We start from the raw sequence: 5,649 nt of genomic DNA on the forward strand, positions 1-5,649 counted from the left end.
TTAGCGCGTCTCGACCAAGTGCAGTCTTATTTAGGGCAGCAACCTGGCGAGGGTCAAACCCATCCACGGCATAGCGGGTCTCGAATCCCCACGCTTCCGACTCCGCTTCCCAACGTGCTTCCGCAGCGCTGATGCAAAGTTCCTTGGGCTGGGCAACAGGAGCGTAGTAGTAAACGGGCCTGTTGGTGGTCAATCGCATCCGGTTCTTCCTCTCACGGAACTTTGCGTCCAAGACCTTCTGGTTCTTCTTCTCAGTAATCCGGTTCTCGTATCGCTCTGCCAGTGTTTCCATGATGCTCATTTTGCGCCCCCCGTTGTTAGTAGTGAATATACATTAACTATCGGGTATTGCAACACGGCGCGTGTAACGTCTGCGCATCACTTTTGGTTTGTAACATTGTGCTGGGTGGAACTATACAAGTGATATCAGGATGCACATTTAGCGCTCAACGACCCGTGCATTGCGGTCCAGGGTTTGAGCGCTAAATGGGTGGTGCTTACATGTGCCCGCTGCACTGGAACGCATAGTTTGATTCCAGAGGGTTGTGCTGAATGTTTAGGACTGCCGCACCGAAGTGAGCAACGGCCAGGACTACGAGCCTGTGTTCTTCCTGCTCGGTGCGGTGTCTTGTCATCGGTTCGGTTTGGCTTAGGAGGCGCGCTATGGGTTCGCGCCCTGCACGGCTCAATTCCTGTAACCAGGAGTTCATGGCGTCGTTGTGTTCTCCGCCTTTTAGGTTCGCGTTTTTCCGTTGGATGTGTTCGCGCAATCTGACTCTGACGGGGCGCTCGGTTATCCCGATGTAGTGTTTTCCTGTTTCGGCGTCGGAGAGTTCGTAAATATTCCATCCACCTGGCTTGGGTAGTGAGTCCAATTCGGTGACTGGTTGGTTTTCTCTGCCGTCAGTGATATCAGGAAGACAGTTGGCCTGTCTCCATGCTGCTTCATACGCACTCTCTCGGTTCCCGGCGCTGACTGTTTGGTGCCATTTCGTGACTCCATTGCTATCAATGTAGGATTCTGTGATTGCTTGGCATGCATCCGCTTGGAATTTGCCCCATGTAGCCATGAGAGCAGGAGTAGGCCGAAATTCCATACCGTAAGGAGTGACGGTTAGCGTCCAACCATGCTCCGAGATAAGTGGCAATAGCGCTGCAACCTCTGACTCCGAGATGCCTACCGTGTTAGCGAACTCTTCGGCAGTGAAGTGGGTGGTGGTAGCAAATTTGTGATTCTGGTTAGCGGCTAACACTACGAGGGCGAACGTCGCGGTGGGGTTTCCCGTGACTGGCGCATATCTGACGGCATGACGGACTGGAGCGTTGTTCGTTCTCCAATCAAGGCGGAACCCTTCGTTGTTGGCAAACTCGACGATTGCGGCTCTGGTCTCATCTCTCATCGGCATGTTGGCGGCAGATATTTGGCTCGGGAAGTATCCATGATGGGCTAATGACGCCGCGACGGTAGGAACATCGGTTACAGCGATACCAAGCGAGGCAGCGATTCTGTCAGGGCCAACTACTACCGCTCCTCCACCGCTCGGGTTAGTCCAACTGGAAAGATAGGTGTCAGCGAGGCGTTGGAGCGGGGAGCCGACGCCGTGAAGGGCCGTGAAAATCATTGCGTCGGTGCAAGTCATCTTCCGGTTGCGCTTGCGTGTTTCCGTTTTCTTCACCTTGGCTATGTGGCGCTCAACATGCTCCGCATAAAACTTGTCGCTCTGGTGACTATTGTCGTAGTTGCTCATTTTGTTCTCCCGTTTGGTTTGTCTCTTCTTTCCTAATGGTATTTGCCAGCATGTTGTCGAAATAGGTCTCCACGAAAGAGTGAATCTTCTGCAAGACAACTATCGCGCCTACCCTCGTTCTGATAAGCGCGATAGTTTGCAATTATTTATGCTCGTGAAGTTTAGCCTTCGTATCGTTTGTTGTTACGAGCATAGGTAGCGATTAATTTGTGGGAACCGCGCGCAAGAGTGGAGAGAACAGCGGGATTAGCATTACGATTCTCTGCAAGGGCCATGCGAACCTCGACGCTTTTGTGCGTTGCAAGTTTCATTTGCTCGGAGACGCGTTCCTCATATCGAGCGCGGTCGGCTGTGTCGAACTCCGATTCCTCAAGGCTTGGTGCCTGCACATGTGCAATCCGCTTCGTAGCAGCACCAGGAGCAGCAGCCTCGGCAATTTCTCCTCGTGCTCGTGCTCGGCGTGCCCTGGTAGCAACCGCTCTGTCTTTTCCCCTGGCCTGCAGTAGGGCTTTGCGCTCAACGATGAGTGCTTGGATTTCAGCACCAGCAGCGGGATTGCTCTCAAGCGCTGTGAGCACTGTGAGACTGCCATCATTGCGAGCGAGTGAGAGTAGTTGGCTTGCATCGGTGCTCGTAGCGGCAACGTGCGCTCTGCCTGCCGTGCTGATGTCTCCAGCGGGTTGCATGCCGCCACTGGAGACATCTTCCATACGGGAGACTGTTGAGGCTGGAGTAGCGCTCAATGATATTGCTCCAGATGAGGCGAGGACGTTACACCTTTCAGCCTCGGCTTCTTTCGCGGTCGCTTGCGCGCGAAGATGAGATGCTTCCTTCGTCTTCCCGGCCGAATCGAGGTTCTCCGCAATTAGTCTCGTGTGAGCAATGCCCTCTGGTGTGAAAGCCATCTGCCTCTTCCAATAACTTATCCGGTTGAGGACGTAGGCACTGGGTTCTTTACCTATATCGAGCGCCAATTGCTTCTGTGCGTTGGCCTTCTTTAACCCTGCTGCACAGTGCTCGTGGCATCTTTTACCAGGTCTCCGTTTGCACATAATATTTTCCTCCATAGGTTGTTGTTCATTCATTCACTACCCTTCCTATCGGCAAAATATTGATGCGAAGACGTTGGATATTGTCGCCATGGCACAGACGAAGAAGCGGGCCTCCAGTGACTAACCAGGAGACCCGCTTCGCTGTTACGCGCTAAAAGACTTTTACGCTTGGCCTCGGATACACGCGGCTTCGGCAATGATATTACTTGCTTGGAGAGAGAGGCGAACCCAGTTCGTGGAGTCCTCAACGAGGAAGAGCGACTGCCCCAGGACGATTTTCCTTGCGGTAGGCCCAACTCCGTCGGATTTTTCGAGCATCTTGGCAATTGCTACCAGGGCCTTGTGCTCATCTGCCTGCATGATGACTTTTGCCTCATGGCCGCGCACGATGGCTCTGGCTGTCTCCTGGTCGTAACCTAAAGCGGCTCTCCGGCCCTTCCCGCCTTGTGCTGCTGGCTTCGGTGCGCTCTTCGGGTGCTCAACCCAGGATGCCGTCAGGATGGCAATGTCATCAGGGTTCGTGATGCCAAATCTGCGCCTGGCGATCGATTCCCTGCCCTCCTGCTCTGCAGCGAGGTAGCGCTCCGCGATTGGAGCACTCTCCAACACGAGGTCTTCGTATCGCTCCAAAGTGCTATTCAGTAGCGCGGCTAAATAGTCCCGCGTAGCCATACCGCCAGCAGCGGTTTGCACCTCACTGAATTCCCTTTCTGAAAATCTGACGCTTATGCGCGCTCCTTCTTTAATCATAATGGCCTCTTCCGGTAGTAGTTCCTCTTACCTACTTACTATCGGCTGCGTAGCAGTTAATCATCGAGGTGCTGCGTGAGTTCGCGCTGCTTCTCCTGTTCGTGGCGTTCTGCACATCGGCGTCCCTATTGCCGCGTAGTGAGTGTGATGCGCCTCGCACTCTCAACCCATGAACTCGGAGACGCTGCTGTCGATGGGCTACGTGGAAAACCTATTTTGACAACCTTCGAGTTTGCTCACCACATAGTGATTCTCACGGCGCGAAGCCGTTAGTACTAACTATGTCCTAAAGGTAACAACCAGTCGCACAGCAACACCCCGACATCACTATCAAAGGAGAACAGATATTATGCGAACACCCCAGAGAATTAGCGCCGCGTTTTTGGTCGCTGCATCCATCGCAGTAGGAGGTCTGGGCGGAGTAGTTTTCGCGCCCAGTGCCATGGCAGCGGAATATATTGGTGAGGCAAGTCCGGACGGTGCCTACTACACGGCTACCCTAACCGATGCAGACATGGCAACACTTGCAGCCATCGGTTTTGATGTCTCCAGCATTACGATAACGGACGGCTTTGTCCGCCTACACGCGACACAGAACGAAGAGGTTCAGGCGGCAATCTTCCCTGCTGATATTGACCCCAGCACATACGCTGCCTCCTATCAGGAGAACGTGACCCTGCAGGTAATCGGGTCCCAGTATTCCTACGACTCCGACAAGATTGTTAGTCCGTGGGCAATCGGTGATGTCACTTCTGTAGGCGACCTCAATGCTCTGAGCACCGCATACTCCACAAACGAGGAAACAAACAAGATTACGAGTATCACTGCACATACGTCTCGGCGGTTTGGTGGCACTATTCCAGGGACTGCGCAGACTTGGACGACTGACAGCAGTGAAGATATGAACGAAGCAACCGCAAACGCCATTTCAGGGGCCGGATTGCTCGGGCATGACGAAGCCACTAAATCGAACGGAACGGATGGGACCACGGGGGTATACCTGCAGGGCTTTGCGAAAGGCGAGGGAACTGGGCAATACGAAGGCCTTGGAAAAATCGCAGTAGCAATCACTGAACCCATCTGGGTGGCGATTGATACCTCCCACTCAAATCTCGGCGCAAGCGGAGTCGAGGACAGGTTTGCAACTGTCGATGCATCGGCATGGTCACAGGACGAGCGCGGCATGCCACTCGCACAGGTTTACCACCAGGGAGAGGAGGGTGCGATGGTCGAATCGTGGTCATATTCTGGCAACCTGGACTCGACCTCGCAAACTTGGTTTGACTGGACTCCCTACAATGTAAACGCCAACCGCATCTTCACTAACACGACTGCCATGCCAGATGGCACTGTTGGGCTTGCAGCGAACTCCCGCCAGCGGGGTGCTCTGCCTGGGAACCTATATGCAGGCGAGAACCCCGGCGATTACACTCTTTTTCTGGATACATCGCTGGGTAGTCCAGTTTTACAGGACCCCGATTTTGGCCCGCTTGTTGATGTCGTGTCCTCATCGTCATTTGGTTCCATGCTGATTGTCAACATGAGAGCAACGGATGGCAGCGATATTACGATGGGCGGCGAGCAAGCACCGGCAATAGCGGGCGATGATGATGCAACTCGTTTACCAGGGCACCGGGGAATCGGCTTTTACCATAATGATGCTTACGTGGTTGACCCGCCGGTTATTACTGACCCACCGGTAGTAACGCCTGAGCCAGAAGCGCCACCGGTAGTAACGCCTGAGCCGGAAGCCCCTCCGGTAGTTACTCCCGAACCAGAGGCTCCTCCCGTAGTAACCCCTGAGCCGGAAGCGCCACCGGTAGTAACCCCAGAACCAGAGGCTCCTCCCGTAGTAACCCCTGAGCCAGAGACCCCGGTAGTGACTCCTGAGCCACAGACTCCGACGGCTGTCCTTTCCCCGGAACGCTTCGTAGCCAAGACTGGGATTGATAGCACCAACTCCGCTAACCCTGTCTCCATGAGTGCTGCTGGTAACACTGTTGTTGCTGCATCTGGTCTCGGTGGAATTCTCATCGTGCTCGTTGCTGGTTTCCTCGGCTTCCTCGTTCGTCCCACGAAGAGCGCCAAGCATCGCGCAT

Annotated in this window: 5 protein-coding genes; 1 reads left to right on the forward strand and 4 read right to left on the reverse strand. The window is 54.3% G+C overall.

Annotated elements, in window-relative coordinates:
• From ACOH1Z_RS13455 to ACOH1Z_RS13470, 4 genes are all read right to left on the reverse strand, one after another.
• The coding region (locus ACOH1Z_RS13455) for a hypothetical protein (RefSeq protein WP_449649013.1) at positions 1 to 292 on the reverse strand (292 nt) is incomplete at its 3' end.
• 205 nt (positions 293 to 497) lie between these two features.
• Complete coding sequence (locus ACOH1Z_RS13460) at positions 498 to 1,748, reverse strand: GIY-YIG nuclease family protein (RefSeq protein ID WP_449649014.1); 1,251 nt, start codon at positions 1,746 to 1,748, stop codon at positions 498 to 500.
• A 161-nt stretch (positions 1,749 to 1,909) separates the two neighbouring features.
• Positions 1,910 to 2,653, reverse strand: coding sequence for a hypothetical protein (locus ACOH1Z_RS13465; protein WP_449649015.1), 744 nt, complete (start codon positions 2,651 to 2,653; stop codon positions 1,910 to 1,912).
• Positions 2,654 to 2,962: 309 nt separating this feature from the next.
• Positions 2,963 to 3,550, reverse strand: a complete 588-nt coding sequence (locus ACOH1Z_RS13470; RefSeq protein ID WP_449649016.1) for a hypothetical protein — start codon at positions 3,548 to 3,550, stop codon at positions 2,963 to 2,965.
• 349 nt (positions 3,551 to 3,899) lie between these two features.
• On the opposite strand from ACOH1Z_RS13470, the gene ACOH1Z_RS13475 reads away from it, so the two are divergent.
• The coding region (locus ACOH1Z_RS13475; protein ID WP_449649017.1) for a hypothetical protein at positions 3,900 to 5,649 on the forward strand (1,750 nt) is incomplete at its 3' end.

This window comes from Rhodoglobus sp. (assembly GCF_053580035.1).

Excerpts from the sequence above, each read along its gene's own strand:
- ACOH1Z_RS13470 (WP_449649016.1), bottom strand. The coding sequence starts at position 3,550 with ATGATTAAAGAAGGAGCGCGCATAAGCGTCAGATTTTCAGAAAGGGAA.
- ACOH1Z_RS13460 (WP_449649014.1), bottom strand. The coding sequence starts at position 1,748 with ATGAGCAACTACGACAATAGTCACCAGAGCGACAAGTTTTATGCGGAG.
- ACOH1Z_RS13465 (WP_449649015.1), bottom strand. The coding sequence starts at position 2,653 with ATGGCTTTCACACCAGAGGGCATTGCTCACACGAGACTAATTGCGGAG.